26 protein-coding genes and 1 pseudogene are annotated in these 26538 nt (G+C 69.8%); 11 read left to right on the top strand and 16 right to left on the bottom strand.

Translation table 11 applies throughout. From position 1 onward, the window contains the following. Window positions 1–32: 32 nt before the first annotated feature. From BOX37_RS29265 to BOX37_RS29240, 6 genes are all read right to left on the bottom strand, one after another. Window positions 33–560 carry a hypothetical protein gene (locus tag BOX37_RS29265; protein WP_071930433.1) on the bottom strand — a complete coding sequence of 176 codons (528 nt, stop codon included), beginning with the start codon at window positions 558–560 and terminating at the stop codon, window positions 33–35. A 56-nt stretch (window positions 561–616) separates the two neighbouring features. After that, window positions 617–1414 (bottom strand): family 1 encapsulin nanocompartment shell protein, encoded by a 798-nt coding sequence (locus BOX37_RS29260; protein ID WP_071930432.1) that lies wholly within the window; start codon window positions 1412–1414, stop codon window positions 617–619. Then, window positions 1411–2505 (bottom strand): Dyp-type peroxidase, encoded by a 1095-nt coding sequence (locus tag BOX37_RS29255; protein ID WP_071930431.1) that lies wholly within the window; start codon window positions 2503–2505, stop codon window positions 1411–1413. Before BOX37_RS29255 ends, BOX37_RS29260 begins: the two co-directional genes overlap by 4 nt. Window positions 2506–2588: 83 nt before the next feature. Further along, the gene (locus BOX37_RS29250) at window positions 2589–2915 is read right to left on the bottom strand and encodes a cupin domain-containing protein (RefSeq protein WP_071930430.1); all 327 of its coding nucleotides are present in this window, start codon (window positions 2913–2915) and stop codon (window positions 2589–2591) included. Window positions 2916–3019: 104 nt separating this feature from the next. Continuing rightward, window positions 3020–3508 carry a dihydrofolate reductase gene (locus BOX37_RS29245; protein ID WP_071930429.1) on the bottom strand — a complete coding sequence of 163 codons (489 nt, stop codon included), beginning with the start codon at window positions 3506–3508 and terminating at the stop codon, window positions 3020–3022. Beyond that, a complete protein-coding gene (locus tag BOX37_RS29240) occupies window positions 3505–4308 on the bottom strand; it encodes a thymidylate synthase (RefSeq protein WP_071930428.1) in 804 nt (267 codons plus the stop codon). Before BOX37_RS29240 ends, BOX37_RS29245 begins: the two co-directional genes overlap by 4 nt. Before the next feature lie 44 nt (window positions 4309–4352). Here BOX37_RS29240 and cobF point away from each other — a divergent pair, with 44 nt between their 5' ends. Next, window positions 4353–5093, top strand: coding sequence for a precorrin-6A synthase (deacetylating) (cobF, locus tag BOX37_RS29235; RefSeq protein ID WP_071930427.1), 741 nt, complete (start codon window positions 4353–4355; stop codon window positions 5091–5093). Window positions 5094–5102: 9 nt separating this feature from the next. On the opposite strand, the gene BOX37_RS29230 is transcribed toward cobF, so the two are convergent. After that, window positions 5103–5330, bottom strand: a complete 228-nt coding sequence (locus BOX37_RS29230; RefSeq protein ID WP_071930426.1) for a hypothetical protein — start codon at window positions 5328–5330, stop codon at window positions 5103–5105. 165 nt (window positions 5331–5495) lie between these two features. Here BOX37_RS29230 and BOX37_RS29225 point away from each other — a divergent pair, with 165 nt between their 5' ends. Further along, on the top strand, window positions 5496–6365 hold the full coding sequence (locus tag BOX37_RS29225; RefSeq protein WP_071930425.1) for an Fpg/Nei family DNA glycosylase: 870 nt from the start codon (window positions 5496–5498) through the stop codon (window positions 6363–6365). 1 nt (window position 6366) lies between these two features. On the opposite strand, the gene BOX37_RS29220 is transcribed toward BOX37_RS29225, so the two are convergent. The 3 genes from BOX37_RS29220 to pdxR all read right to left on the bottom strand — a co-directional run bounded on the left by BOX37_RS29220 (window position 6367) and on the right by pdxR (window position 9535). Next, window positions 6367–7806 carry a dihydrolipoyl dehydrogenase family protein gene (locus BOX37_RS29220; RefSeq protein ID WP_071930424.1) on the bottom strand — a complete coding sequence of 480 codons (1440 nt, stop codon included), beginning with the start codon at window positions 7804–7806 and terminating at the stop codon, window positions 6367–6369. Further along, complete coding sequence (locus BOX37_RS29215) at window positions 7803–8042, bottom strand: DUF2630 family protein (RefSeq protein WP_071930423.1); 240 nt, start codon at window positions 8040–8042, stop codon at window positions 7803–7805. The genes BOX37_RS29220 and BOX37_RS29215 overlap by 4 nt, the downstream gene beginning before the upstream one ends. Window positions 8043–8158: 116 nt before the next feature. Continuing rightward, window positions 8159–9535 carry a MocR-like pyridoxine biosynthesis transcription factor PdxR gene (gene pdxR, locus BOX37_RS29210; RefSeq protein WP_071930422.1) on the bottom strand — a complete coding sequence of 459 codons (1377 nt, stop codon included), beginning with the start codon at window positions 9533–9535 and terminating at the stop codon, window positions 8159–8161. 73 nt (window positions 9536–9608) lie between these two features. On the opposite strand from pdxR, the gene BOX37_RS29205 reads away from it, so the two are divergent. Further along, window positions 9609–10301 (top strand): pyridoxamine 5'-phosphate oxidase family protein, encoded by a 693-nt coding sequence (locus BOX37_RS29205; RefSeq protein ID WP_071931975.1) that lies wholly within the window; start codon window positions 9609–9611, stop codon window positions 10299–10301. Window positions 10302–10382: 81 nt separating this feature from the next. On the opposite strand, the pseudogene BOX37_RS33570 reads toward BOX37_RS29205, so the two are convergent. Further along, window positions 10383–10577: pseudogene (locus BOX37_RS33570) on the bottom strand (phosphatidylglycerol lysyltransferase domain-containing protein); the annotation flags it as partial. A 24-nt stretch (window positions 10578–10601) separates the two neighbouring features. After that, on the bottom strand, window positions 10602–11750 hold the full coding sequence (locus tag BOX37_RS29195; protein WP_071930421.1) for a rhomboid-like protein: 1149 nt from the start codon (window positions 11748–11750) through the stop codon (window positions 10602–10604). A 132-nt stretch (window positions 11751–11882) separates the two neighbouring features. Here BOX37_RS29195 and BOX37_RS29190 point away from each other — a divergent pair, with 132 nt between their 5' ends. Both BOX37_RS29190 and BOX37_RS29185 read left to right on the top strand, forming a co-directional pair. Then, a complete protein-coding gene (locus BOX37_RS29190; protein ID WP_071931974.1) occupies window positions 11883–13181 on the top strand; it encodes an alpha/beta hydrolase in 1299 nt (432 codons plus the stop codon). Window positions 13182–13329: 148 nt separating this feature from the next. Next, window positions 13330–14028 (top strand): TetR/AcrR family transcriptional regulator C-terminal domain-containing protein, encoded by a 699-nt coding sequence (locus tag BOX37_RS29185; protein WP_071930420.1) that lies wholly within the window; start codon window positions 13330–13332, stop codon window positions 14026–14028. Between the two features lie 34 nt (window positions 14029–14062). On the opposite strand, the gene BOX37_RS29180 is transcribed toward BOX37_RS29185, so the two are convergent. Together BOX37_RS29180 and BOX37_RS29175 are read right to left on the bottom strand one after the other, a co-directional pair. Further along, window positions 14063–15328 carry a hypothetical protein gene (locus BOX37_RS29180; RefSeq protein ID WP_071930419.1) on the bottom strand — a complete coding sequence of 422 codons (1266 nt, stop codon included), beginning with the start codon at window positions 15326–15328 and terminating at the stop codon, window positions 14063–14065. Beyond that, the gene (locus BOX37_RS29175; protein WP_071930418.1) at window positions 15328–16095 is read right to left on the bottom strand and encodes a crotonase/enoyl-CoA hydratase family protein; all 768 of its coding nucleotides are present in this window, start codon (window positions 16093–16095) and stop codon (window positions 15328–15330) included. The genes BOX37_RS29180 and BOX37_RS29175 overlap by 1 nt, the downstream gene beginning before the upstream one ends. A gap of 61 nt (window positions 16096–16156) precedes the next feature. Between BOX37_RS29175 and BOX37_RS29170 the strand changes: the two genes are divergently transcribed. Genes BOX37_RS29170 through BOX37_RS29155 form a run of 4 tightly spaced genes read left to right on the top strand, consistent with a single transcriptional unit; the run spans window position 16157 to window position 19757 of the window. Beyond that, on the top strand, window positions 16157–16762 hold the full coding sequence (locus tag BOX37_RS29170) for a TetR/AcrR family transcriptional regulator (RefSeq protein ID WP_071930417.1): 606 nt from the start codon (window positions 16157–16159) through the stop codon (window positions 16760–16762). An 18-nt stretch (window positions 16763–16780) separates the two neighbouring features. Further along, window positions 16781–18409 (top strand): acyl-CoA dehydrogenase family protein, encoded by a 1629-nt coding sequence (locus BOX37_RS29165; RefSeq protein WP_071930416.1) that lies wholly within the window; start codon window positions 16781–16783, stop codon window positions 18407–18409. Between the two features lie 40 nt (window positions 18410–18449). After that, the gene (locus BOX37_RS29160; protein WP_071930415.1) at window positions 18450–19118 is read left to right on the top strand and encodes a nucleoside/nucleotide kinase family protein; all 669 of its coding nucleotides are present in this window, start codon (window positions 18450–18452) and stop codon (window positions 19116–19118) included. Between the two features lie 60 nt (window positions 19119–19178). Continuing rightward, window positions 19179–19757 (top strand): potassium channel family protein, encoded by a 579-nt coding sequence (locus tag BOX37_RS29155; protein WP_071930414.1) that lies wholly within the window; start codon window positions 19179–19181, stop codon window positions 19755–19757. Here the strand turns inward: BOX37_RS29155 and pgi are convergent. Then, on the bottom strand, window positions 19729–21366 hold the full coding sequence (gene pgi / locus BOX37_RS29150) for a glucose-6-phosphate isomerase (protein WP_071931973.1): 1638 nt from the start codon (window positions 21364–21366) through the stop codon (window positions 19729–19731). The genes BOX37_RS29155 and pgi overlap by 29 nt on opposite strands. Before the next feature lie 179 nt (window positions 21367–21545). On the opposite strand from pgi, the gene BOX37_RS29145 reads away from it, so the two are divergent. Then, window positions 21546–23003 carry an NAD-dependent succinate-semialdehyde dehydrogenase gene (locus BOX37_RS29145; protein ID WP_071930413.1) on the top strand — a complete coding sequence of 486 codons (1458 nt, stop codon included), beginning with the start codon at window positions 21546–21548 and terminating at the stop codon, window positions 23001–23003. 189 nt (window positions 23004–23192) lie between these two features. On the opposite strand, the gene BOX37_RS29140 is transcribed toward BOX37_RS29145, so the two are convergent. After that, window positions 23193–23486 carry a chorismate mutase gene (locus tag BOX37_RS29140; RefSeq protein WP_084761067.1) on the bottom strand — a complete coding sequence of 98 codons (294 nt, stop codon included), beginning with the start codon at window positions 23484–23486 and terminating at the stop codon, window positions 23193–23195. Window positions 23487–23820: 334 nt separating this feature from the next. Between BOX37_RS29140 and BOX37_RS29135 the strand changes: the two genes are divergently transcribed. Next, window positions 23821–26421 carry a UvrD-helicase domain-containing protein gene (locus tag BOX37_RS29135; RefSeq protein ID WP_240505095.1) on the top strand — a complete coding sequence of 867 codons (2601 nt, stop codon included), beginning with the start codon at window positions 23821–23823 and terminating at the stop codon, window positions 26419–26421. The last annotated feature ends 117 nt before the right edge of the window (window positions 26422–26538 follow it).

Raw genomic sequence — 26538 nt, 5'->3', positions numbered from 1 at the left:
CGGTGCCGGGTGGTGGCGAACCAGGCTGTGCTTCAGCGTGCGGTCGGCGGCGCGATCTGCCAGTGCTGGTTCAGCGCACCGGCGATCTCGGGCAGCACGGTGATCGGGATCCGCTTGGCGCGCAGCATCTCCCGGATCTCGCTCACCTGCTCGCGCTTGCGCATGTCATAGGCGCCCGAGACGGGGCGACTGACCGGTGGGATCGACAGCAGCACCAGTTCGTCGGCGGTGTCGCCGGTGAGGTCGAGCGCCAGTGCCCAGCGGTCGTGCTCGTCGAGAGTGAACCGGCCCGCGACCACGCGATCCCACGGCACCGTCGCCGAGCGGAACGGGGTGCGCGCGTAGATCGCGTGCTCGGTCAGCTCGGTGACATCACGCGCGAACAGCGCCACGCCCGCCGCGATCCCGCCGACGATGCCGACCAGCACCCCGGCGACGACCCGGTTCACCCCGAACATCGCCACGGCCAGGCCGGTGATGCCGGTGGTGACCAGCAGCCCGATCAGGATGTAGACCACGCTCCGACCGCCGGGGACCACACCGGCACGCACGACCGCCATGCGACCTCCTCTTCACGCTCTGCGGCCCACCCTAAGCGGTGGGCACCGCGCCGGGCTCAGGATCCGAGCGATACCGCGGCTTCCGAGGTCTCGACGAGGAAGGTGAAGGTCTCCTGGAAGTACAGCTCCACGGTCTCGGCGTCGTGGCTGAGGTAGCCGATCGACAGGTCCTGACCGAGCGCCATCTCGAAGTCGCCACCGCGGGTGGTGAGGGCGAAACCGCCGGTGATCGCGGGCGCCCAGATGATCTCGCCGTCGATCAGGCGCTCGATGTGGGTACGGATCGGGTGGCCGTGATCGGAGGTCTCGCTGACCTGGGTGTACAGGTCGGCGCTGAGCACCACCGAGTACGGGCCCTGCACGCCGGCCAGGCGCAGGCCGGTCAGCGCGTGCGAGATCGCGTCGGGGATGTCGACCACATCGCTCGGGATGGCGACCGAGTCGTTGGAGGCCGCCGCGCGGATACCGGTGATGCCCGCGGCCGGATAGCTCTCGAAGATCGCGCGGTCCTCGGCGAAGGCGATCTTCTGGGCCGCGTCCTTGAGACTGTCGAAGTCGGCGTCACCCGCGCCGCGCTCGATGTCGTCGAGCTCCGCGCGCTGCAGCGTGAACGGCACCCGCAGCTCGATCAGCGGCTGCACCACCCGCTGATGGGCCTGCACGCCCTCGTCCGGCGACGCGATCGGGGTCAGCCTGCCGCGGTTGCGCGCCGAGTAGTCGACGCCGTGCGGGCCCGACACGTCGACCACGCGACGGCCCGCGATATTGCGCTTGAACGTGCGGGTCGCCTCCTCCTCGATCTGCGCCCATGCCTCGTCGGTGATCGGCGCGAGCTCGCGGTGCAGGTTGTTCATTGAATGCTCCTTTTCATCGTGCCGATGGCGAGTGAACCGTCGGAAACGGCGCCGGTCCGGCCGGTGGCCGTCGTGGTGGCGGCGGCTTTCTCGGCTGCCGCGTTGGCTTCGATCACCGGTTCGAATTCCGGGACGGTGACTTGCGGGCCGTCCTCGGCGCCGGCCGGCGCGTCGGGCAGATCGTCGAAGAAGTCCGCCGCGGGAGTGAAGAAGAGCGTGCCGGTGATCGCGGTGGAGAAGTCGAGGATGCGGTCGTAGGCGGCGTCGTCGGTACCCAGGAACATCCGCTCCAGCATGCGCTCGGTCACCGACGGGGTGGCGCAGTAGGCGATGTAGTAGGTGCCGAGCTGACCGTCACCGACGGTCCCGAAGGGCATGTTGGCGCGCAGGACATCGCGCTCGGTGCCGTCGAGGTCGATGATCGTGTTGATCGTGACGTGCGAGTTGGGGGGTTTCACGTCGTCGGGCAGTTCGTAGTCGCTGAGCTTGGTGCGTCCGATCACGCGTTCCTGCTCCTCGACCGGCAGGGCGTTCCACTGGTCGAGCGGATGGACGTACTTCTGCACGATCACATAGCTGCCGCCGGCGAAGTCGGCGTCCTCGTCGCCCACGAACACACTGGCGACCGCCGCGGCGCCCTCCGGGTTGGCGGTGCCGTCGACGAAGCCGAGCAGGTCGCGCTGTTCGAAGTAGCGGAAGCCGGAGGTCTCGTCGACGAAGGTGACCGCACCGCGCAGGCGGGTGGCGATGGCCATCGCGAGCTCGTAGCAGGTGCCGGTGGTCTCGGACCTGATGTGGAAGAGCAGATCGCCGGGGGTGGCCGGGCACGAATGCACGGCGCCCCGGTAGCCCGGAAATTCGTGCAGCTCAGCGGGTCTCGGCCCGGCGAACAGCCGGTCCCAGCCGCTGGAGCCGATCGAGGTGACGCAGCTCAGGCCCTGGCCGGGTGCTCGGAACCCGACGGACTTGCGCAGCTCGTCGACTTCGCCGAGCAACTGACGAACGGCCGCCTCGCCGCCCTCGTCGATGGTGGCGACGAGGAAGATCGCGGCGGGCGTGAGCGGATCGAGGACCGGTTGTGGCTCACCCATGGCGTCCACAGTACGGCTCCGCGCCGACAGGTTCGATCAGTGCCTTGGTGTGTCAGCGCATGACGGGCACTGCACCCGACCGGCTACTTGGCGACGGTCAGCAGGAACGTCACGTTGTCGATGGCCTTGACGCTGTGGCGGGCGCGTGGGACCACGATGAGGTCACCGGCCGACCCCTTCCACTCGTCGGTGCCCGCGATCAGCACCAGCGTGCCGGTGAGGACCTGGATGGTGGAATCCCCGGCATTGTCGTGTTCGGCCAGGCTCTGGCCCTCGGCGAGCGCGACGACGGTCTGGCGCAGCGCATGGGTGTGACCGCCGATGACAGTCTGCGAACTCCGGCCGCTCGTCGAGGTGGCCGCCAGCTTCAATTGTTGGCGGGCCACCGCCGTCAGCGATTTCTTGTCCATGACATCGCGCCTTTCGCAGGCTTCTCGCGGGGCTGGTATCGAGGAGTATGCCCGAGACCGGGCCCGCGTTCGGGCGTTTTGCCCGGACCGATAGCCAGGTGTTGTCAGGCGCGGGTGTAGCGGCGAATGCGATAGCGCAGACCGGTTTTCGAGGTCAGCCAGGGTGTTTCGGGGGCAGACCACTCCGGGCCGATGGGTGGGGCGAAGGTGTGCCCGGCGACGGTGGTGTCGACCTCGGTGACCTGCAGGGTCGTCGCCAGCGGGAGCGCGGCGCGATAGATCTCGCCGCCACCGGCCACCCAGGTGTCGACCTCGCCCGCCAGGGCGAGCGCGTCCGGGACCGAAGCGGCGCGTTCGGCGCCCTCGACGGCCCAATCGGTCTGGCGGGTGACCACGATGTTGCGGCGACCGGTCAGCGGGCGGAAACGCGGTGGCAGCGAATCCCAGGTGCGCCTGCCCATGATCACCGGGTGTCCCATGGTGGTGTCCCGAAAGCTGGCCATGTCCTCGGGCAGGCGCCACGGGATCGTGTTGTCGACGCCGATGACGCCGTCGTTGGCCTGCGCCCAGATCAGGCCGATCAGGCGGCTCACACCGCCACCGGCGCCTTGATGGTCGGGTGGTGGCGGTAGTCGGACAGTTCGATGTCGGCGTAGGCGTAGTCGAACAGGCTCGTCGCCGGGCGCAGGTGCAGCCGTGGGAACGGGTACGGCTCGCGGCTGAGCTGTTCGCGCGCCTGCTCGACGTGGTTGTCGTAGACGTGCACGTCGCCGCCGGTCCAGATGAACTCGCCGGGTTCGAGTTCGGTCTGCTGGGCGACCATCAGGGTGAGCAGGGCGTAGCTGGCGATGTTGAACGGCACGCCGAGGAACAGGTCGGCGCTGCGTTGGTACAGCTGGCACGACAGTTTGCCGTCGGCGACGTAGAACTGGAAGAACGCGTGACAGGGGGCCAGCGCCATCTTGTCCAGGTCGGCGACGTTCCAGGCCGAGACGATCATCCGGCGCGAATCCGGGTCGGTGCGCAGGGTGTGCAGCACCTGGGCGATCTGGTCGATGTGGGTGCCGTCGGGGGTGGGCCACGAGCGCCACTGCACGCCGTAGACCGGGCCGAGCTCGCCGTCGGCGTCGGCCCATTCGTCCCAGATGCTGACGCCGTGTTCGCGCAGCCAGGAGACGTTGGAGTCGCCGCGCAGGAACCACAGCAGTTCGTAGGCGATGGACTTGAGATGGACCCGCTTGGTGGTGATCAGCGGGAAGCTCTCGGCGAGGTCGTAGCGCAGCTGATGACCGAAGATGCTGCGCGTTCCGGTCCCGGTGCGGTCGGCCTTCGGCGTGCCGTTCGCCAGAACGTGCCGGAGCAGATCCTCGTACTGGGTGTCAGGGGTGGCCACGGCTGCCGATTCTACGTGCCCGGGCACCTGGCAAGCTCGAGCGCATGCGTGAGCTCTCCGTGATCGGCATCGGCGCCGGCGACCCCGACCAGGTGACAATGCAGGCGGTCAAGGCCATGCGCCGGGCCGAGGCGTTCTTCGTGATCGGCAAGGGCGCCGAGAAGCGGGAACTGGTCGAGGTGCGGACCGCGATCCTGGCCGAGTACGTCGAGGGGCCGCACCGGATCATCGAGATCACCGACCCTCCGCGCGATCGCACGCCCGAGGACTACACCGGTGTCGTCCAGGACTGGCACGAACGCCGTGCCGAACTCCTGGAGGCCGCCTTCGAGCAGGTCGACGGTGTCGGCGCGATCCTGGTCTGGGGTGACCCGGCGCTGTATGACAGCACCCTGCGCATGATCGAGCACGTGCTGGCTCGCGGGCGCGTCGACTTCGACTACACGGTGATTCCCGGCGTCACCAGCATCGCCGCCCTGGCCGCCCGGCACCGCGTGGTCCTGCACCGCATCGGCGAGCCGGTCCACGTCACCACCGGCCGCAAGCTCCGCGAGCAGGGCCTGGGCACCGGCTCGACCGTGGTGATGCTCGACGGCGACACCTCGTTCACCGAGGTCCCCGGCGACGACATCCACATCTGGTGGGGCGCCTACCTCGGCATGCCCGACGAAACCCTGATCGCGGGCAATCTGCGCGAGGTGGAGCACGAGATCGTGACCCGCCGCGCGCAACTGCGCGCCAACAAGGGCTGGATCATGGACGTCTACCTGCTGCGTGCCTTCTGAACCCACCGCTCAGCGGTTGCGCGGCAGGATTCTCAGCGCGACGATCAGGCCGCCCGCGAAGGCAACGCTGGCGAGGACGGCGGCCACGGCCGAATGCGAGAGCGCGGCGATCCCAACAGTTAATGTCAAGCAAATGATCAGTGCCAGGATGGCGGTCCCCGACTCCATCCCCGCCAGCCGGGCCGGTCGATCTTCCGTAGACGTCATGAAGAGCTGATTCTCGTTGGTCAGCGACACTGTCGTACCTCCGTAGTTGCCGCGCGCCGTTTCGGACGCGCTCACCAAGACAGACCCGACGGCCCGACGATCCTCACGCGGCAAACACTGAGACACCGGTCACTCCGAGGGGGAGCCCGCCTCGTCGCCCCGCGTCACCGGACCCAGATCGCTAAACTGGCGACCGTGCCCGAGCTACCCGAGGTAGAGGCGTTGGCGCAGTTCCTGCGGGATCATGCGGTCGACGCGGTCGTGGGGCGAGTCGATGTGGCGGCGTTGAGCGCGGTGAAGACGTTCGATCCGCCGGTCACCGCCCTGTCCGGTCGTGACGTCACCGGCGCGGGGCGGTGGGGGAAGTTCCTCGGGATGGATTGTGGCGGGCTGTGGTTGATCACCCATCTGTCGCGTGGCGGCTGGTTGCGCTGGGTCGACGAGCCGAATCCGTTGCCGCCCAAGCCCGGTGGGAAGAGTCCGCTGGCGCTGCGCGTGCATTTCTTCACACCCGAGGGCGCGACACCGGCGATCGATCTGACCGAGGCGGGGACGAAGAAGCGGCTGGCGGTGTACGTCGTCGAGGACCCGATGACCGTGCCGGGAATCGCGCGCCTCGGTCCCGACGCGCTGGCGGTGACCGAGGACGAGTTCGCGGCGATCCTGCGCGACAACTCGCAGCGGATCAAGACCGCGCTGGTCGACCAGACCCTGCTGGCCGGCATCGGCAACGCCTACTCCGACGAGATCCTGCACACCGCGAAGATCTCGCCGTTCGCGAATACGAAAACCATGTCGGCGGAGAAGGTCTCGCAGCTCTACGCGGCCATGCGGACGGTGCTGCTCGACGCGGTCGAGCGGTCGACCGGGCAGGACGCGGCCCGGTTGAAGGGCGAGAAACGGTCCGGGATGCGGGTGCACGCGCGGACCGGGCAGCCGTGCCCGGTGTGTGGTGACACCGTGCGCGAGGTGTCCTACGCGGAGCGCTCGTTCCAGTACTGTGCCACCTGTCAGACCGGCGGCAAGGTCCTCGCCGACCGGCGGATGTCGCGGCTGCTCAAGTAACTCAGCGCTCGCGCCGGGCTTCCAGGAGACGCAACCAGAATTCGCTGACCGTGGGAAACGCGGGTACTGCGTTCCACAGTGTTTCCAGCGGTACCCGGCCGACCACCGCGATGGTCGCGGCGTGCAGCTGTTCACCCATGTCGGGGCCGACGAAGGTGGCGCCGAGGAGGCGGTCGGCGGCGGTGTCGACGACGAGTTTCGCGCGGCCGTGGAAGTCGTCGCGTGAGAGCGACGAGCCTGCGACTTCGATGTCGAGTTCGACGGTGTCGACGGCATGTCCGGCGTCGCGGGCCTGCTGTTCGGTCAGGCCGACGGCGGCCAGTTCCGGTGCCGTGTACACGACCTGGGGGACCTGCTGATGATCGGCGCTCGCGGTGTAGCGGGGCAGGTCGAGCGGCTTGCCCTCGGCGCGGGCGGCGATCACGTCACCGCACACTCGGGCCTGGTACTTGCCCATATGGGTCAGTGCCGCACGGTGATTCACATCGCCGACGGCGTAGAGCCACTCGCCGGGCACCGCGCGGACGGTGAGCTGGTCGTCGACCTCCACATAGCCCGCGGGCAGGCCGACCGTGTCCAGACCGAGGTGTTCGGTGGACGGCGCCCGGCCGGTGGCGACGACGAGTTCGTCGACCTCGAGTTCGCCGCCGTCGAACACGACGGTGACCGGCCCGCCGTGGATGCGGCCCACGCCGGTGTCGGCGGGGTCGCGGCGCGAGACCAGGTGCGGTTCGGTCCGCAGCCGCACGGTGACCACCCCGGTGTCGCGGAGGCCGCGCAGGACCAGGCCCGCGGCGAAGGGCTCGACCCGGGGGAGCAGGCGGTCGCCGCGCACCAGCAGGGTCACTTCCTCGGCGCCGAGTTCGGCCAGCCAGGTGGCGGTCTCGCAGGCCACGACGCCGCCGCCGACGATGGCGACGCGGCGCGGGACGACGGTCAGGGCGGTCGCGTCGCGCGAGGTCCACGGCAGCGCCTCGCGGACGCCGGGGATGTTCGGGATCGCGGCGGTGGTGCCGGTGGCGAGGACGACCGCGTGCCGGGCACGCAGGACTCGCACGCCGTCGCCGGTGTCGACCTCGACCAGCCGTTCCCCGGCGAGGCGACCGGCGCCGCGGATCGGGTCGATGCGGGCCGACTTCGCCCACTCGACCTGGGAGCTGTCGTCGTGGTCGTGCACGAAGGCATCGCGGCGGGCCAGCACGTCGGCGACCTGCGGACCGCTCACCGTCACCCCCGGCATCGACTCGCCGAGGTCGAGGACGGCGCCCGGGCGCAGCAGCGCCTTACTGGGGATGCACGCCCAGTAGCTGCACTCGCCGCCGAACAGTTCCCGTTCGACGAGCGCGGCCGTGCGGTCGCTGCCCGCGATGGCGTAGGCGGCGGCGTTCTCGCCCGCCGGGCCCGCGCCGAGGACGATGACGTCGTACTCGGCGTCGGTCACTGCAGGTAGCCCTCGACTTCGCGAGGGGAGCGCAGCTCGGCGTCGTCGGGTGACCCGTCGGCGCGGGCGCGGCGCTGTCGCAGCAGGTCCCAGGCCTGGTCGAGCATCACTTCCAGCTGGGCCAGTTGCCGGCGTTCGGCGACCGGGTCGATCTCGCCCGCGGTGGCCTTGGCTCGCAGGGCGTGCTCGTCGTCGACGAGCTGTTTGATTCGCGCCAGAATGTCCTGTTCGGTCATGTGCTCACCACTTCGATGGTCGGAGGGCTAGTGCTGGACGAACTGCGACCCGCGCGGGGTTCTCGGTCCATGCTACGACCGTGCCGGGCCGCCGGGACACGACCTTCGCGCGTGGGTCAGGCGTGGGCGGCCAGGGAGTCGGCGGCGATCGGCATGGCCGCGGTCAGGTCCGCGGTGCTCATCGCCGTGTAGCCGATGGCGACGCCGAAGCGGTGGGGCTCGGCGAGGTGGTGGCGGGCCAGGCCGTCGAGGAAGACGCCGTGGGCGCGGGCGGCGGCGATGGCGCGCTGTTCGGCCGGCGCGTCGGGGAGTTCGACCACCACGTGGGAGCCGGCGTCATCGCCGAGGACAGGCAGGCCGCGGTGGGTGAGTGCCTCCACGACGAGGGCACGGCGGGGTGGCACGACTCGGCGGAGGCGGCGCAGGTGACGGGCCAGGTCGCCGTGGCGGGCGAACTCGCTGAGGACCCGCTGGCCCGCCGGGCTCGGGGCGGTGCCGGTGTGGAGGCGGTGGGTGCGGACGGCGTCGGCGATGTCGGGGCGGGCGACGAGCCAGCCGACGCCGAGGGTGGTGGCGATGATCTTGCTGGTGGTGCCGAGGTGGATGACGACATCCGGTGCCATCGACGCGAGCAGCGGCAAGGGCGCCGTGTCGTAACGCAGTTCGCCGTCGTAGTCGTCTTCGAGGACGAGGGTGCCGGTGGCCCTGGCGAATTCGATCAGCTCGACCCGACGTGCGGCCTGCATGCGCGCGCCGAGCGGAAACTGGTGTGCCGGTGTGCAGAACACCGCGCGGACACCGCTCGGAATCCGGTCGACCCGCAGGCCGTCGGCGTCGACCGGTACCGGGAGCGCCCGCACCCCGGCGGCCTCGAACGCGCCGACCGCACGCTGGTAGCCGGGGTCCTCGATGGCGACGGTGTCGCCGGGGCGCAGCAGCGCCGAGGCCAGCTCGCCGACGGCCGCGCTGGTGCCCGCGGTGGCGAGCACGACCGACGCGGTACCGGCGGCGAGTCCGCGATGGCGCAGCAGGTGTTCGGCGACGGCGGCGCGGAAGTCGGGTTCACCGGCGCGGTCCTTGTGGGTGTCGGCGGGTTGATCGCCTGCCGCTCGCCAGGCGCGGCGCCAGGCGGCCGGGTCGACGGCCTCGACGCACGGCGCGCCGGGTCCGAGGTCGAGCAGTCCGGCGTCGGGATCGGTGGCGGCGCCGGGATCGGTGTTCGGCGGGGCGGGGGCCGGTGCGGTGCTCAGGTAGGTACCCGAACCCCGTCGGCCCGCGAGCCACCCCTCGGCGTGCAGCTGGTCGTAGGCGGTGGACACCACGGCCCGACTCACCCCGAGCCGCTGCGCCAGCGCTCGTGAGGACGGCAACCGCTCGCCGACCCGCACCACACCGCCGGTCGCCGCGGCGCGTAGGGCATCGGCTACCTGCACCGACAGCGGTTCGGTCGCGGTTCGGTCGAGCGGAATCGGGAGATCGTCGAGCACGGCCATCCTCGAAGTGGACTGTTGATCTTTCGTTGAATTGGAACTATACGCGGTCCACTTCATCGGCGAAGCTCATACCATGACCACGCACGACACCCACCGCGTTCCCCTCTCGCCGACCCCGCGCACCACCCTGACCCGCAGCAAGGAGCGGGGCGTCGACGATCGCGCCGCACTCGACGCGGTGCTCGATGCCGGACTGGTCTGCCACCTCGGTGTGCTGCTCGGCGGCTCGCCGGTGGTGGTGCCGACGATCTATGGCCGCGGCGGGGACACCCTCTACCTGCACGGCTCCACCGGAGCGGGCAATGTGCGCGCGGCCATCGGCGCCGACGTCTCGATCGCGGTGACCCACGTCGACGGCGTGGTGTACGCCCGCTCGGCCATGCACTTCTCGATGAACTACCGCAGCGCTGTGATCCGCGGCAAGGCGGTGCTGGTCACCGATGACGCCGAGCGCACCGAGGCCCTGCGGCTGATCGTCGAGCACGCCGCGCCGGGCTCATGGGACCGGGTGCGCCCGCCCAACCGCAAGGAGATGGCGGCCACCATGGTGCTCGCGCTCGACCTCACCGAAGCGTCGGTGAAGGTGCGCACGGGCGGCCCGAACGACGACGCGGACGATGTCGAGACCGGTGGAGTGTGGGCCGGTGTGCTGCCGCTGCGCCAGGTCTGGGGCGAACCGATCGCCGCGGACAACCTGGAGCCCGGGGTTGAGGTACCCGCTGAGGTCGCCGCGCGTGGGACGCCGGAATCGGTCGCGGCGGGCTGAGATGGCCGGCTGGCGTCGTTGCTGGGTCGACCTCGCGCTGAGCGGCGCGAGGGACGCCGGGCCGAGGTCACGCGGGCCTGCTCAGCGCGCCGACGCGCCCACTGCCATCAGGTCCTTGGCCGACACCTCGGGCAGGTACGCCTTGGTCAGCGCGACGCCGACGCCTTCCTCTTCGAACGCCTGGCAGGCCGAGGCGATGAGGAACTCGACGACGGGCCGGAAGCCGTCGGGTCGGCGGCGCATCACATCCAGGGTCCAGCCACGGATCTTGCCGCCGGGGAACCAGTACGTGTTCTCGGGTCAGGTGGTCATCCACGACATGGTGGAGCCGCCGTAGCGGGTCAGCAGTGTGCGCACCGCTTCGCCGGGTTCGACGCCGGCGAGCGTGCCCTCGGTGATCTTGCGCCGGGCGGGGACTCGGAACGCGCCGCGTCCGCCGTAGAGCAGTGCCACCTCACCCGCCCACAGCAGAGCGGTGCCGACGGTGACCGCGCCGGTGGTCTCGACCTCGGCGCCGATGGCGACGCCGAGCAGGACCAGCGTGAGTACCACGTGCAGGGTGCCGTAGCCGATGGCGACCCACCAGGCCCACCGCTTGCCCTTGCGCAGCTGATCGGCGACCACCGCGATCACCGCCACCGTGATGAGCGTGCTCCACAGCGAGCCGCGTTCGTCCTCGGTGGCCCCGAGCAGACTCTCGCCGGGGAAGAAGTACACCGCCACCGAGGCCGCCGCGATCACCAGCAGCCCGGTGAAGGCCAGCATCCGCACCTCACGGCGGGTGCGCGGCCAGAAGCCGTGTTCGGTGCGGCTGAACAGCTTCTCGCCCAGCGGCAGCCACACGGCGACGGCGATCACGTGCATCAGATCGGCGAAGGTCGACTCGAACAGGAAGGCGATCGCCACATACGCCACCAGCGCGGCGCGCACCCGCAGTCGCCAGGGTGAGCGCAGGGTCGCCGAGACCGCGGCCAGCGCGGCGATCGCAGCCGTGGTGAACCCGACATCGCGCACGTCGGCGAGGCGATCGGCCCAACCGAGATGGGTGTGGGCCAGCAGCCCGACCGTCACCGAGGCCACCAGGATGCCGATCAGCTGACCGCTGAGGCAGACCACGGCGGTGCGCACCGTGCCGAGGCGCCACTCGGCCCAGCCGACGGCGGCCGCGAAAAGGATTGCCATGGTGACGTACTGAGCGGGCGTGAGGCCGAAGAACCAGCCAGACAACGGCGTCCACCACCTGCCCTCCTGGAGGGCGGGCCAGCCGTAGGCGATGTCGGCGAACCACGATCGCGTGTCGAGCCTGCGCCACAGGCCCCCGCCGGCGATACCGAGGAGGGTGACGACGACCAGGAAACCGACGGTGAACGGCACCCTCCGCAGCACGATGCCCACGGCGGCGATGCCGCTGGGCGGGCCCTGTTCGGTGGCAGCTGTGTTGTCGTCCATCGATCCACCCTTTGCTGCGAGTGCGCCGTCCCGACGCGGGGAAGCCGTCTGTGTACCGTATGTCATCACGGTGGCCGCCGGACCCGATGTGGGAGCCCGGGGTGGTCGAAGTGGCATCTGTGGAGGTCAGTGCTGACGCGATTCACCGATCTGTCGTTGCTCACGGGATGGCTCCCGGTGGCGTTGACGCTGCTCGGCGTGATGGGTGCGGTGTGGTTGCTGCTCCCGCGCGCGCGCCGCTATGTCACGACGACCGTGCCGATCGCCTTGCTCGCCGCGACGGTGCTGACCGTCGCCGCGTACCTGTTCGTCGAGGAAGTGTGGCAGCCGTTCCCCGACCCGATCGCCGAGTCGGTGTACGTGCTGATCGGGATCGGTGTGGCGGCGGTGCTGCTCGTCTTACCGCGAATCCTGGTGCGCCGCAGTGTGGGGACCGCCGTGGTGACGGTGCTGGCGGTGGTGGCCGTGCTGATCGCGGTGGGGACACGGGTGAATCTGGTCTACGCGTCCTATCCGACGGTGGGCGCGGCGTTCGGGATCGAGAAGATCGGCCGGATCGATGCCGGGGAGTTGACCCGGACCGAACAGGTGGTCACCGGTCGCCCGCTCGAGTCGGTGTGGCAGGTGCCGGCCGGGCTCGCTGACGGCGGTCGGGTGCTGACCGCCTCGGTGTCGCCGACGGCGTCCGGATTCACCGCGCGCGATGCCGAGATCTACTTGCCACCCGCCTATTTCGCCGATCCGCGCCCGCTGCTGCCGGTGCTGGTGCTGCTGGCCGGACAGCCTGGCGCGCCGGAGGACTGGTTTGTCGGCGGACAGCTGGCCGAGACCATGGACGAGTTCGCCCGCGAGCACGGCGGTCTCGCGCCGGTGGTCGTGGTCGCCGACGGGACCGGCACCGCGCTGGCCGATCCGCTGTGCCTGGATTCGCGATTGGGCAACGTCGCCACCTATCTCGCGGTCGACGTACCCGCGTGGACGCGGTCGACGGTGCAGGTCGATCCCGATCCGCGCGCCTGGGCCATCGGCGGGTTGTCCTACGGCGGAACCTGTGCGTTGCAGATGGCCACCAACCATCCAGAGGTCTACCCGACCTTCCTTGACCTGTCCGGCGAGGACGAACCGACCCTCGGTGACCGGCAGCGCACGGTGGACGCGGCTTTCGGCGGCGACGCGGAGGCGTTCGTGCGGGTCAACCCGCTCGACCTGCTGCACAGCCGCACCTACCCGGATTCGGCGGGCGCGTTCGTCGTCGGTGCTGACGACGAGACCTATCGCCCGCAGGTCGAGCGCATGTACGAGGCGACCAAGGCGGCCGGGATGGATGTGCGATTGCAGGTGCTGCCCGGCGGGCACAGTTTCGCGGTGTGGTCGGCGGGGTTGCGTGATCAGTTGCCGTGGTTGGCGACTCGGCTCGGTATCACGTCGTAGGCGGACGGCCCGTGAGCCCGGCGGTGTCACCGGAGCGGATCGGCGCTCGGGTGCGCCGCGAACGGTTTCGCGGGTGTGGTGATTGGGCCTCCGTGGCGCCGCGGCGGGTTACCGGGTGACGGTGGCTCCACGGGGTAGCGTCCGTGGCATGTCGGAGGCTGAATCGGCAGGTCGGCGGGGCTCGGCGGGGCGGGCGTTCACCGAGTTCGAGGTGGTCGGCACCGCGCTCGGGCTGCTCGATGCGGGTGGGCCGAGTGCGTTGTCGATCGGGGCTGTGGCCGCGCGGCTCGGGGTCGAGGCGGACGCGGTGTCCAGCGTGGCAGGCAGCCGGGTCGAGCTGGAGCGGGCCGTGATCGAGCGGGTGCTCTCGGCAGTGCCGGTGGGGCCGCTGTCGGATGCGGGAGTGGAGTGGTCGGCCGCGGTGATCCAGTTCGCGCTCGGGATGCGTGACCAACTGCTCGCGCATCCGGCGGTCGTCACCCTGATGATGTCGGGGCCGATGGACGGTCCGGCGGCGGATGGTCCGGTGGCGCGCGATATCAGCGAGGCGCTGTTGGCCTGTCTGACTCGGGGCGGGCTGCCCGCGCAGGCGCGAGCGCACGGGGTGTACTCGGTGCTCGTGCAGGTGCTCGGAGCCGTCGCCCTCGACGTGGCCGAGACCGACGGAAAGCCGCCGCTGCCACCGGAATCCGAGCGGGTTCGGCAGCGGCGCGCGGCGCTCGACGACATCGACTCCGCGCGCTGGCCGCGTACGACGGCGCACCTCGACGAGATCGCCGCGTGGAATTCGGTGGACCAGTTCGTCTGGTCGTTGCGAACGCTGCTCACCGGGATGGTGGCGGCCTGAGCGCAGGTACGGGGCGGCTCGACCGGGCGCGCGATCACCAGGAATCCGGGCGCGTGCCGAGTTCCTCGCAGGCTCGATCTGTCGCGGCGCTGAGCGTTTCGCGGTCACCTGCCAGGCTCACCAGGGCCAGGGTGTAGGTGTCGCCGAGCCGGGACAGGTAGCCGGAGAGCCGGGTGCGGGGAAATGTGGTGATGCCAGGGTGAATGGCCCGTGCGGCGACGCGATCGCAGTGGTGGGTGCCGACCGTGCGCAAGCTGTCGGGCAGTGATCCGATGTTGGAGCACAGGATGTCTCGCTCACCCGCGCCCTTGCTGAGCGTGTACGCCCAGCGGTCCGGGACCACCTGGAGGATCTCTTCGGGTAGACCGGCGGGGCTCGACATCCGTCGCTGATAGGCGGCGCGTGCCTTCTCTCGAATGGTCGCGGGGGTGTCGGCGCGGCTCACGGTGATCTCGGTGACGGCCAAGTCGTTGTCGACGCGGGGTTCGTCGCGGGTGTCCACCGGCAGGCTCGCGGCGATCCGCTCTCCAGGAAAACCGGTCTCCCACAGGACCTTCGCGACGAGATGGATGAACAGGCTGTTCGCGGTTCCGCCGGCTGTCGCGGCGGTGTGGTCCCACGTGGCGGCGTCGAAGGTGAGCAGCGTGCTGTGGACGAGACGATCGGCCGTGGGCTCGGGTGTCGTGGTCGCCGGTGGTCGCGGGATCCCCTGCCGCAGCGCGCGGGCAGTGCCGGTGATGATCGTGGTCCATTGGGAGATCGCATCGGACCAATCCGATGTCGTTGTCCGGCAGCCGTACTCGATGCGCGAGGGCGGTGCGTCCGGGGCGTCGCCGCTCGTGGGGTCCCCAGCGTGCGGACGTAGTTCGGCAAGGGCCGCGGTGACGGCATGGATCAGGCCGCGGGCGTCGGCCAAGGCGTGCGAACAGGTCAGGGCAACAACGGTTCCGCCGTCGTGCAGGGGCGTGGCGGACAGGCGCCAGCCGGGGCCGAACTCGGGATCGAGGTCGGTGCCGAGGGCGTCGGCCCATGGCAGGATGCCGTGCTCGGGCAGCGGGTCGGCGGCGACGTCGAGGGGGTGGGCCCTGGTGTTGGGTCGCCACGCTCGGCGCGCGCCGGGAATGCGTGGCCGGATCACTCTGCGACCCAGCGCGCCGACCCGCAGCTGCTCGTGAATGGCCTGCAGCAGTGTGGGTTCCATCGCGTCGGTGATCCGCCACAGCCCTTGCAGGGCGATGGGGGTGCCCATCCCGCGGTGGGTGCGCAGGAAGATCTCGTCGACGACGGTGAGCCGGTCCATCAGCGGGGGTCGGGGCTCCCGCTGCGGCCGGCGCCCGCGGCGAATCGGGCGGCGCCGTCGAGCGCGCCACCGGTCAGCGCCGTCATGCCGTGCTCGAACTCGATGCGAAGCGCCTCTTCTTCGGTGTGTCCGTACTGGTCGAACAGCGCGGCGCGATCGGTCCGCAGGCAGGTCTGCGGGAGCGCGGCCAGCTGCCCGGCGATCTCCTCGGCGACGCGGCGGGCGTCGCCGGTGGGGACGACGCGGGTGACCAGGCCCATCTGCAGTGCCTCGGGCGCGCTCACCGCCCTGCCGGTCAGGATCATGTCCAGCGCCCTGCCCTCGCCGACGATGCGCGGCAGTCGCACGGTGCCGCCGTCGATCAGCGGCACACCCCAGCGGCGGCAGAACACGCCGAAGGTGGCGTCCTGCTCGGCGACGCGCAGATCGCACCACAGCGCCAGTTCCAGCCCACCGGCCACCGCGTAGCCGGAGACGGCCGCGATCACCGGCTTGGACAGCCGCATGCGGGTGGGACCCATCGGGCCGTCGCCGTCGACGGTGGCCTGGTTGCTGGTCTCGGTGCCGAGGGCCTTGAGGTCCGCGCCCGAGCAGAAGGTGCCGTGTTCGCCCCACAGCACCGCCACCGCGGCGGTCGGATCGGCGTCGAAGGCCCGGAAGGCGTCGGCCAGCGCGCGTGCGGTCGGGCCGTCGACGGCATTGCGGGCATGTGGGCGGTCCAGGATCACCGTGGTGATCGGACCCGCGTGTTCGACTCGTACGGCCATGTCTCGACCATACGGCTCCGGCTCTTGCGTGAAGCGGTGAATCAGTGGTTCACTTCTTCGCATGGTGTACCGCAGGACCCCGGCTGTTCAGGCCCGGCTCGACGCGCAACGCGCGCTGATCGTGCAGGGTGCCACCGCGGTGCTGTCCCGGGACGGGTTCGCCGGATTGTCGATGGCCGCCGTCGCTTCGCAGGCCGGAATCGCGACGGGAACGGTCTACAAGCAGTTCGAGAACAAAGCCGCGCTGGTCGCCGCGGTCTTCGAGACGGTGGTCGCCCGCGAGGTCGACGCGGTCCGCGCCGCGGTGGCCGACGGTGACGTGCTCGAGCGGGTCACCGCGGCGGTGGAGACCTTCGCCGGACGCGCGCTCAAGAACCCGAAACTGGCCTACGTGCTGCTGGCCGAGCCGGTCGACCCCGGCGTCGACGCGCAGCGCCTGGAATTCCGGCGCGCCTTCGCCGCCTCGTTCGAGACCGCGATCGCGCACGGAGTCGCCCAGGGCGTGCTACCCGCGCAGGACTCGGGCCTCAGTGCCGCCGCGCTCGTCGGCGCCATCGGTGAAGTGCTGGTCGGCCCGCTGGTCGCCGCGCCGCACGCCGAGACCGTCGTCCCCGAATTGGTCGCTTTCGCCGTGCGCGCGCTGGGCGTGCGCCCGGAATCGTCGTAGTCGAAGGAGTTGTCGTCAATGCTGACCCATGAGGTGTTCAACCAGGTCCCGCCGCTCGTCCCCTTCGACGCCGCGCGCAATCCGGCGCTGCTCGAGGGCCTGCACCGCGAAGGCGCGGGCTGGGCCGAGGCGGAGGTGCGTGAACTCGGCGCGCTCGCAGGAGGTTTCGCCGCGCAAGAGTGGGGCCGGCTGGCCAACGAGTACCCGCCGGTGCTGCACACCCACGACCGCTGGGGGCATCGAGTCGACGAGGTGGAGTTCCATCCGCACTGGCACGACCTGATGACTGTCGCGGTCGAACACGGCCTGCACGGATCGCCGTGGCTCGACGAGCGTCCCGGCGCGCACACCGCCCGCGCTGCCAAGTTCTACACCTGGGGCGCCGCCGACGCCGGGCACATGTGTCCGATCTCGATGACCTACGCGGTGGTGCCCGCGCTGCGCCACAATCCCGAACTCGCCGCTCGCTTCGAACCACTGCTCGGTTCGCGCACCTACGATTTCGGGCTGCGCGAACCCTCCACCAAGGCCGGGCTCATCGCCGGGATGTCGATGACCGAGAAGCAGGGCGGCTCGGATGTGCGGGCCAACACCACCACGGCCGCGCCGCAGCCCGATGGCTCCTACCGCGTCGTCGGGCACAAGTGGTTCACCTCGGCGCCGATGTCGGACATGTTCCTGACCCTGGCCCAGGCGCCCGGCGGTCTGTCGTGCTTCCTGCTGCCGCGCGTGCTGCCCGACGGCACCCGCAATCCGATCCGCATCCAGCGCCTCAAGGACAAACTGGGCAACAAGTCGAACGCGTCCTCGGAGATCGAATACGAGAACGCCACCGGCTGGCTGGTCGGCGCCGAGGGCGCGGGGGTGAAGACGATCATCGAGATGGTCAACATGACCCGGCTGGACTGCGTGATCGGTTCGGCCACCGGCATGCGCCTCGGCGCGGTCACCGCGGTGCACCACGCACGGCATCGAGAAGCGTTCGGCGCCAAGCTGATCGACCAGCCCGCGATGCGCAATGTGCTCGCCGATCTGCTCGTCGAGTCCGATGCCGCGACCACGGTGATGATGCGGCTGGCCGGTGCCACCGACCGGGCGGGCAGCGATCCGAGTGAGGCGGCGCTGCGCCGGATCGCGCTGGCCATCACCAAGTACTGGGTGTGCAAGCGCGCCCCGTCACACGCGGCCGAGGCGCTGGAATGCCTGGGCGGCAATGGATATGCCGAGGAATCGGGGATGCCACGGCTGTACCGCGAGGCGCCGCTCATGTCGATCTGGGAGGGCTCGGGCAATGTGGCCGCGCTGGACGCGTTGCGCGCCATGGGACGTCAGCCCGAGACGGTCGAGGCCTACTTCGCCGAGGTCGGCCGCGCGCGCGGCGCCGACCCGCGCCTGGACGACGCGATCGACCGGGTCGGCAAGGAACTCACCGACCTGTCCGACATCGAGTACCGGGCGCGGCGCGTGGTGGAACTGATGGCGCTGGTGCTGCAGGGCGCGCAGCTGGTGCGCCACGGGCACTCGGCCGTCGCCGACGCCTTCTGCGCCACCCGGCTCAGTGGAGACTGGGGGATCGCCTTCGGTACGTTGCCGGTCGGTGTCGATACCGGTGCGATCCTCGAGCGGGGATTCGTCGACCCGAGCTGAGTCACCGTACCTCTGGTGAGCATCTCGATAGGCTGGGTCGATGAACCGGGCGAGCGGCTTGCTGTCTGTGGCCGAACTGGCCAGGTCGGTTCCGGCGGTCACCGCGCAGCGCTACCTGCTCGGTATCGCGGGGCCGCCTGGTGCGGGCAAATCGACGCTGGCGCAGCGGCTGCGCACCGAGCTCACCCGTGCTGGGCGGGCGGCGGTCGTCGCGCCGATGGATGGATACCACCTGCGCAACGAGGTGCTGCGGGCGCGGGGCGCACTGGCGCGCAAGGGTGAGCCGGACACCTTCGACGCCGCCGGATTCGTCGCCGACCTGCGGTTGCTTCGGCAGACGCCGGTGGGTGAACCGGTGCCGTGGCCCCTGTTCGATCGGGCGATCGACGAACCCACCGAGGGCGGGGTGGTCGTTCGCGACGAACAGATCGTCGTCATCGAGGGCAACTATCTGCTGCTGACCGACGAGCAGGCGCCCGGTTGGGCGGCAGTGCGCGGCCTGCTCGACGCGTGCTGGTATCTCGACGCGCCGCGTGCGGTGCTCACCGACCGGCTCCTCGACCGGCACCTCGCCGGTGCTCGCACGCGCGCCGAAGCCAGCGCGAAAGTCGCTCACAGCGATCTGCGCAACGCCGACCTCGTCGCCGCGAGCCGACCCCGCGCCGATGAGATCCTCACCGCGGTCGGCGACGGCTACCTGGTTCACTGAGCGCACCCCCGCTCGGCGCGTGCGCCACCCGATCGGTGCGGAACCGGCCATCATGGACCGATGACGCGACCTCGGCGATTCCCGGTGGCCGGGCATGTGCTCCGAAACGCCTCGGCGGCTCTCTGCGCGCTTCTGTTCTACTACAGCGTCCCGATCGCATGGGCCTACAACCTCGACGCGTGGCCGGGCCGAACCCTCGGGCTGATCACCTTCGTCGTCGGCGTCCTCGGTCTCGGTTGGTTGGTGTGGCGACGAGTCGAGTACTTTCTCCGGGCCCCGACCTCGACCGGCGGGCGCGTCGACGGGGTACTGCTGGTCGTCTGCGTGGTCTGCGTGGTGTTCGCGCTGTACTACTACCGGCTCGAACAACTACAGCCGGGACAGTTCGAGGGTCTGAGCACCCGAACCGATGCGCTGTACTACACGCTGATGACCCTCGGCACCGTCGGTTACGGCGATGTACACGCCGTGGGTCAGGTGGCGCGGATCGCCACGATGGTGCAGGTGGTTTTCGACCTGGTCGTCCTCGGCACCCTGCTCACCATCGTCACCACCAGCGTCACCGGGCGCATCGAGGCCGCCGCGGGCGCTCGGCGCGACGTCGAGGATCTCAGCGATTCGCCCGATACCACTCGATGAGCGCGTCGGTCGACGAATCACCGGCCGAGGCGGGCTCGTTCGCCGAACTCAGCAGCGGCGCCAGCGCGAGTGCCTGTTGCTTGCCCAGCTCCACACCCCACTGGTCGAAGCTGTCGATACCCCAGATGGTGCCCTCGACGAACACCTGGTGCTCATAGAGCGCGATCAGCTGACCCACCGTCGACGGGGTGAGCTCCGGTGCCAGAATCGTGGTGCTCGGCCGGTTGCCGGGCATCACCTTGTGCGGCACCAACGTCGGATCGGTGCCCTCGGCGGCGATCTCCTCGGCGGTCTTGCCGAAGGCCAGCACCTTGGTCTGGGCGAACAGGTTGCTCATCAGGATGTCGTGCATGCTGCCGGTGCCGTCGCGGGTCGGCAGGTCGTCGGTGGACTTGGCGAAGCCGAGGAAATCGGCGGGAATCAGGCGGGTGCCCTGATGCAGCAGCTGATAGAAGGCGTGCTGACCGTTGGTCCCCGGTTCGCCCCAGAAGATCTCGCCGGTCGAGGAGGTCACCGGCGTGCCGTCGGCGCGCACCGACTTGCCGTTGGACTCCATCGTCAATTGCTGCAGATAGGCGGGGAATCGGGCCAGATCGTTCGAATACGGCAGCACCGCACGTGATTCCGCGCCGAAGAAGTTCGAATACCAGACGCCGAGCAGAGCCAGCAGGACCGGTCCGTTCTCGGCCAGTGGCGCGGTGGCGAAATGCCGGTCGACAGCGTGCATTCCGCTGAGGAACTCGCCGAACCGCTCCTTGCCGATGGTCACCATCACCGACAGGCCGATCGCCGAGTCGACCGAGTAGCGGCCACCCACCCAGTCCCAGAAGCCGAACATGTTCGCGGTATCGATCCCGAACTCGGCCACCCGTTCCGCGTTGGTCGAGACCGCGACGAAATGCTTGGCGACCGCGTCGGTACCCAGCGCGGCGACCAGCCAACGTCGGGCCGCCGTCGCGTTGGTCAGCGTCTCCAACGTCGAGAACGTCTTGGACGCGACGATGAACAGCGTCGTCGCGGGGTCGAGCCCGGCGAGCTTGGCGACCAGATCGGCCGGGTCGACATTGGAGACGAACCTGGCCTCGATCTCGGCGTCGGCGTAATGGCGCAGCGCGCGATACACCATGTCGGGGCCCAGATCCGAGCCGCCGATCCCGATGTTCACGACGGTCCTGATGCCCTCACCGGTCGCGCCGCGCCACTCACCCGAGCGCACCGAATCGGCGAACTCGCCCATCCGGCGCAGAACGTCGTGCACCTCGGCGTCGGCGTCGGTGCCGTCGATCTCGAGCTGATCGCCCACCGGCAGCCGGAGCGCGATGTGCCCGACCGCGCGGTCCTCGGAGGTGTTGATGTGCTCGCCCGAAAACATCTGGTCGCGATGCTCCGGCACGCCCGCCGTGCGCGCGAGATCGACCAGTAGACGCAGGGTTTCGCGGGTCACCCGGTGTTTGCTGTAGTCGATGTGCAGATCGGCCACCTGCAGCGTCAGCTCACGGCCGCGCGCCGGATCCTCGGCGAACAGTTCCCTGAGATGACGTGGTGCGACCTTGCGGTGATCATCGTGCAGTGCCTGCCAGGCCGCCGACGCGGTGATGTCGCTGCTCACGCTGGCCACGGTACCGTGCTTTCGGAGCGCTGGCGCGCTCGAGCCGCGGCCCCTGGCCCGGCCGCGACCGGCCACTGCGTGGCCGCCGCTCCTCGGGGTCGCGGGTGCGGGGTTGGGAGTGCGGTCATGGCGGACTGGGTTCTGGTGTGTGCGGGCGGGTGTCGGCTTAGGCTGGCGGGATGGTGTCTGAACGCGATGTACTCGAATTCGTACCGAAGGGTTTGTGGATCGGTTCCGGGCCGGTCGAGGCGGGTGGGGGCGGCACGTTCGACGTGCTGAATCCGGCCGACGGCTCGGTGCTCGCGCAGGTGGCGGACGCGACGCCCGAGGACGCGAAGCGCGCGCTCGATGTCGCGGTCGCGGCGGGCGCGGAGTGGGCGGCGACGCCGTCGCGGGAGCGGGGCGAGATCCTGCGTGGGGTGTTCGATCAGCTGAGTGCGCGGGCCGAGGAGTTCGCGTTGCTGATGACGCTCGAGATGGGCAAGGCGCTGGCCGAGAGCCGCAACGAGGTGCGCTACGGCGCCGAGTTCTTCCGCTGGTTCAGCGAGGAGGCGGTGCGGGTGCACGGGCGGTATCTGCGCGCACCCTCCGGGAACGGTCGGATCATGGTCGACAAACAGCCGGTGGGGCCGTGTCTGGCGATCACGCCGTGGAACTTCCCGCTCGCCATGGGCACGCGCAAGATCGGTCCCGCGCTGGCCGCCGGTTGCACGATGATCGTCAAGCCCGCCTCGGCGACACCGCTGACCATGCTGGCGCTGGCCAAGCTCTGCAGCGAGGCGGGGCTGCCCGACGGGGTGCTGTCGGTGATCACGACCCAGCATTCGGGGGCTGTCACGGGCCCGCTGATCGACGATCCGCGCCTGCGCAAGCTCACCTTCACCGGATCCACCGAGGTCGGTAAGAAGCTCGTCGCGGCCTCGGCGAACCGGCTGCTGCGCACCTCGATGGAACTGGGCGGCAACGCACCGTTCGTGGTGTTCGACGACGCCGATGTCGACGCCGCGGTCACCGGCGCGATGCAGGCGAAACTGCGCAATGGCGGGGAGGCGTGCACGGCGGCCAACCGGTTCCACGTCCAGCGCGCGGTGGTCGCCGAGTTCACCGAGAAACTGGTCGCCGCGATGGCCGACACCGTGGTTCTCGGGTCGGGTACCGATCCGGACACGACTCTCGGTCCGCTCGTCAGCGAGGACCAGCGCGAGATCGTGAGCGACCTCGTCGACGACGCCGTGGCCAAGGGCGCCAACTGCCTGCTCGGCGGCAAAGTGCCCAGCGGACCCGGCTGGTTCTACCCGGCCACCATCCTGGCCGACGTGCCCGAGAACGCGCGCATCCTGCGCGAAGAGGTCTTCGGCCCGGTCGCGCCCATCGTCGCCTTCGACACCGAGGACGAGGGCGTCGCCGCCGCCAACGACACCGAGTACGGCCTGGTCGGCTATGTCTACACCCGCGACCTCGACCGCGCCCTGCGCGTCTCCGAAGCTGTGCAGACCGGCATGGTCGGCGTCAACCGCGGCGTCATCTCCGACCCGGCGGCCCCCTTCGGCGGCGTCAAGGAATCGGGCTTCGGCCGCGAAGGCGGCACCGAGGGCATCGAGGAATACCTGAACACGAAGTACATCGCCCTGACCTGAGCAAGCATCCCGGCTCCACGCACCCCAGTCCACGCCGACCCGGTCACCCGACGCACCCACCACGGAGGGAGTCCTACGACGAACACGCGGCCCCGGGCCGCAAATAAACACCGCCCCGGGGATGGTGTTGCACCCGGGGCGGCTTTCTGGAAGCGGCGAACTGGATGGTCGCCGCGGGTATTGGGGGGCCTAGCGGCCGAGCCGACCGCGGCCGAGGCGCAGCAGGAGCATGGCGAGGGTGTGGCCCTCCTGGCCGAGCTCACTGAAGCGTTCGAGCACCTTCATCTCACGACTGTGGACCAGGCGCGGACCACCCGAAGCCATCCGGGTGCGGCCGATGATCCGCGAGATCTCGCTCCGGCGTTTGATCGCGGCGAGGATCGTGGCATCGAGCTGGTCGATCTCGAGGCGAAGCTTTTCGATCTCCGCCTCGGATTGCGGCAGCGCCGAATCGGACCCGGCGGTCGTAGCAGGGGTGCTCATCATTCATCTCCTCGTGTCAGAACTTGGATCGGTTGGACTGGACGCCCTGTTACCCGATCTGTTCCTTCACCCTGAAACTTTCCCGATGGGCGGTACTGGATCCCCCCGGGAGTACGCAAATGGCAACGCCCTGTGCCACGGTATCGGATCGTACGCCGATCCGGACATGCGAAGAAGGGCTGACCATGCGCCCCAGTCTGCCACGGGCCGATAGGTATGCAAAACAGTTGTGTTTGTGAATCTGCTGAGAACGTTCACACTCCTGTCGCCGGATCGTCATCGGCGCGGTGGCAGTTCGGCACCTGTCGGTGGACGCCGGTAGCGTGGACAGACGATGGACATCACGGTCGCTCCCCACGCCTCAGCCGCCGATCCCAGCGATCCCGCACCCGCGCCCGGAGGCGCCGCGCTATCGCATCGCGACGGGGGTGGAGCCGCCGTGTCCGGCGGTGGTTTGGCCGAGGCGGCCGCCCGCCACAGCGCCGAACAGGAACAGCGGCGCAAGGAGCGCGAACAGCGGCGCGCGGAGGAGACCGAGCGGCTGCTCGACGGGCTCAACCCGCAGCAGCGCGCCGCCGTGGTGCACGCCGGCGCGCCGCTGTTGATCGTGGCCGGGGCGGGCTCGGGCAAGACCGCGGTGCTCACCAGGCGCATCGCGTATCTGCTCGCCGCGCGCGGGGTGCACACCGGGCAGATCCTGGCGATCACCTTCACCAACAAGGCCGCCGCGGAGATGCGCGAGCGGGTGGCCGGGCTGGTCGGGCCGCGGGCGGCCAGCATGTGGGTGTCGACTTTCCATTCCAGCTGCGTCCGCATTCTGCGGATGCAGGCGGCCCTGCTGCCGGGGCTGAACTCGAATTTCTCCATCTACGACGCCGACGATTCGCGCCGGTTGCTCACGATGATCAGCCGCGATTTCGACATCGACACGAAGAAATACTCGGCGCGATTGCTGGCGACCGCTATTTCCAATCTGAAGAACGAACTCATCGGTCCGGAACAGGCCGTCGCCGACGCCGAATCCGACGAGACCGAACTGCCCGGCCTGGTGGCCAGGGTGTACACCGAGTACCAGCGGCGGCTGCGCACGGCCAACGCCATGGACTTCGACGATCTGATCGGCGAGACGGTCGCGCTGCTGCAGAACCATCCGCAGGTCGCCGAGTACTACCGGCGCCGGTTCCGGCACGTGCTGGTCGACGAGTACCAGGACACCAACCATGCCCAGTACGTGCTGGTGCGTGAACTCGTCGGCCACCACAGCGAACCCACCGCCGAGGCCGACGACGCCGGGGTCGGGCCGAGCGAGCTGTGCGTGGTCGGTGACGCCGACCAGTCGATCTACGCCTTCCGCGGCGCCACCATCCGCAACATCGAAGAATTCGAGCGCGATTTCCCCGACGCGGAAACCATCCTGCTGGAACAGAACTACCGGTCGACCCAGCACATCCTGTCCGCCGCGAACGCGGTGATCGCGCGCAACGAGGGCAGGCGCGAGAAGAAGCTGTGGACCGATTCCGGTGAAGGTGAGCTGATCACCGGCTACGTCGCCGACAACGAGCACGACGAGGCGTCGTTCGTCGCCAAGGAGATCGACCGGCTCGTCGACACCGGCGAGGCCAACTACGGCGATGTCGCGGTGTTCTATCGCACCAACAACAATTCGCGAGCGCTCGAAGAGATCTTCATCCGAATGGGCCTGCCCTACAAGGTGGTCGGCGGTGTGCGGTTCTACGAGCGCAAGGAGGTGCGCGATGTGGTCGCGTACCTGCGTGTGCTGGAGAATCCCGACGACGCGGTGAGCCTGCGCCGCATCCTCAACACCCCGCGCCGCGGGATCGGTGACCGTGCCGAGGCGTGCGTGGCGGTGCACGCCGAACAGCGCGATGTCGGTTTCGCCGTCGCCCTGCGTGATGCCGCCGACGGCAAGGTCGCACTGCTGAACACCCGTGCACAGCGGGCCATCGCCGGCTTCCTCGACCTGCTCGAGGAGATCCGTGCGGCCGGGCAGCGGGCCGACAGCGAGTACCCCGATGTGGGCAATGTCGTCGACGCGGTGCTCGACCGCACCGGCTACCGCGCCGAGCTGGAAGCCTCCGACGATCCACAGGACGGCGCCCGGCTCGACAATCTCAACGAATTGGTCAGCGTCGCCCGCGAATTCAGTTCCGAGGCGTTCAACAACGCCGAGGCCGCGCGTGAAGAAGGGCTGCTACCCGAGGCGGGCGACGGTGAGCCCGAACCCGGTTCGCTCGCGGCGTTCCTCGAGCGGGTCTCGCTGGTGGCCGACACCGATCAGATCCCGGACGAGGGCACCGGTGTGGTCACCATGATGACCTTGCACACCGCCAAGGGCTTGGAGTTCCCGGTGGTCTTCGTGACCGGTTGGGAGGACGGGCAGTTCCCGCACATGCGGGCGCTGGGCGATCCGACCGAACTGGCCGAGGAACGTCGGCTGGCCTATGTCGGTATCACGCGGGCCCGTCAGCGGCTCTACCTCTCGCGCGCGGTGGTGCGGTCCGGCTGGGGGCAACCGGTTTCGAACCCGGAATCGCGGTTCCTCCAGGAGATCCCGCAGCATCTGCTCGACTGGCGTCGGCTGGAGCCGGTGGTCTCGCCGGTGCAGCGCGGTCGCAGGCGCGGCGAGGACAGCGGCTTCGATCGGGACTGGACCCGCGGTGATGGCTGGGACCAGCGGCCCGGCGTGCGTGGCGGTTCAGGTGAGCGCAGGCCCGCCCCCGGCGGTGCGGTCAAACGCAACAACACCGATCTCGTGCTCGCAGTGGGCGACCGGGTCAGCGACGACAAGTACGGCCTCGGCCGGGTGGTCGCCGCCGACGGCGTCGGCCCCCTGGCGACGGTCACCATCGACTTCGGCACCGCGGGCAAGATCCGGCTGATCCCCCAGTTCAGCCGCACCATCGTCAAGCTGTGACACCAACCCTCACCAGGCCCGAAGTCAGCCTCCCACCGCCCCAGTCACATGGCACCACTCGAGTCCGCCGCCTGCCGCAGTACCAGCGCACACGGCACCACTCGAGTCGGCCATGAC

The organism is Nocardia mangyaensis (assembly GCF_001886715.1).
Lineage (GTDB): Bacteria > Actinomycetota > Actinomycetes > Mycobacteriales > Mycobacteriaceae > Nocardia > Nocardia mangyaensis.
This window is presented reverse-complemented; position numbering and strand designations above follow the sequence as displayed.

What these genes read in the sequence shown, in the direction of transcription:
- BOX37_RS29265 (WP_071930433.1), bottom strand. Translation starts at nt 560, where the DNA reads ATGGCGGTCGTGCGTGCCGGTGTGGTCCCCGGCGGTCGGAGCGTGGTC.
- BOX37_RS29260 (WP_071930432.1), bottom strand. Translation starts at nt 1,414, where the DNA reads ATGAACAACCTGCACCGCGAGCTCGCGCCGATCACCGACGAGGCATGG.
- BOX37_RS29255 (WP_071930431.1), bottom strand. Translation starts at nt 2,505, where the DNA reads ATGGGTGAGCCACAACCGGTCCTCGATCCGCTCACGCCCGCCGCGATC.
- BOX37_RS29250 (WP_071930430.1), bottom strand. Translation starts at nt 2,915, where the DNA reads ATGGACAAGAAATCGCTGACGGCGGTGGCCCGCCAACAATTGAAGCTG.
- cobF (WP_071930427.1), top strand. Translation starts at nt 4,353, where the DNA reads ATGCGTGAGCTCTCCGTGATCGGCATCGGCGCCGGCGACCCCGACCAG.
- BOX37_RS29215 (WP_071930423.1), bottom strand. Translation starts at nt 8,042, where the DNA reads ATGACCGAACAGGACATTCTGGCGCGAATCAAACAGCTCGTCGACGAC.
- pdxR (WP_071930422.1), bottom strand. Translation starts at nt 9,535, where the DNA reads ATGGCCGTGCTCGACGATCTCCCGATTCCGCTCGACCGAACCGCGACC.
- BOX37_RS29205 (WP_071931975.1), top strand. Translation starts at nt 9,609, where the DNA reads ATGACCACGCACGACACCCACCGCGTTCCCCTCTCGCCGACCCCGCGC.
- BOX37_RS29195 (WP_071930421.1), bottom strand. Translation starts at nt 11,750, where the DNA reads ATGGACGACAACACAGCTGCCACCGAACAGGGCCCGCCCAGCGGCATC.
- BOX37_RS29185 (WP_071930420.1), top strand. Translation starts at nt 13,330, where the DNA reads ATGTCGGAGGCTGAATCGGCAGGTCGGCGGGGCTCGGCGGGGCGGGCG.
- BOX37_RS29180 (WP_071930419.1), bottom strand. Translation starts at nt 15,328, where the DNA reads ATGGACCGGCTCACCGTCGTCGACGAGATCTTCCTGCGCACCCACCGC.
- BOX37_RS29175 (WP_071930418.1), bottom strand. Translation starts at nt 16,095, where the DNA reads ATGGCCGTACGAGTCGAACACGCGGGTCCGATCACCACGGTGATCCTG.
- BOX37_RS29170 (WP_071930417.1), top strand. Translation starts at nt 16,157, where the DNA reads ATGGTGTACCGCAGGACCCCGGCTGTTCAGGCCCGGCTCGACGCGCAA.
- BOX37_RS29165 (WP_071930416.1), top strand. Translation starts at nt 16,781, where the DNA reads ATGCTGACCCATGAGGTGTTCAACCAGGTCCCGCCGCTCGTCCCCTTC.
- BOX37_RS29160 (WP_071930415.1), top strand. Translation starts at nt 18,450, where the DNA reads ATGAACCGGGCGAGCGGCTTGCTGTCTGTGGCCGAACTGGCCAGGTCG.
- BOX37_RS29155 (WP_071930414.1), top strand. Translation starts at nt 19,179, where the DNA reads ATGACGCGACCTCGGCGATTCCCGGTGGCCGGGCATGTGCTCCGAAAC.
- BOX37_RS29145 (WP_071930413.1), top strand. Translation starts at nt 21,546, where the DNA reads ATGGTGTCTGAACGCGATGTACTCGAATTCGTACCGAAGGGTTTGTGG.
- BOX37_RS29140 (WP_084761067.1), bottom strand. Translation starts at nt 23,486, where the DNA reads ATGAGCACCCCTGCTACGACCGCCGGGTCCGATTCGGCGCTGCCGCAA.
- BOX37_RS29135 (WP_240505095.1), top strand. Translation starts at nt 23,821, where the DNA reads ATGGACATCACGGTCGCTCCCCACGCCTCAGCCGCCGATCCCAGCGAT.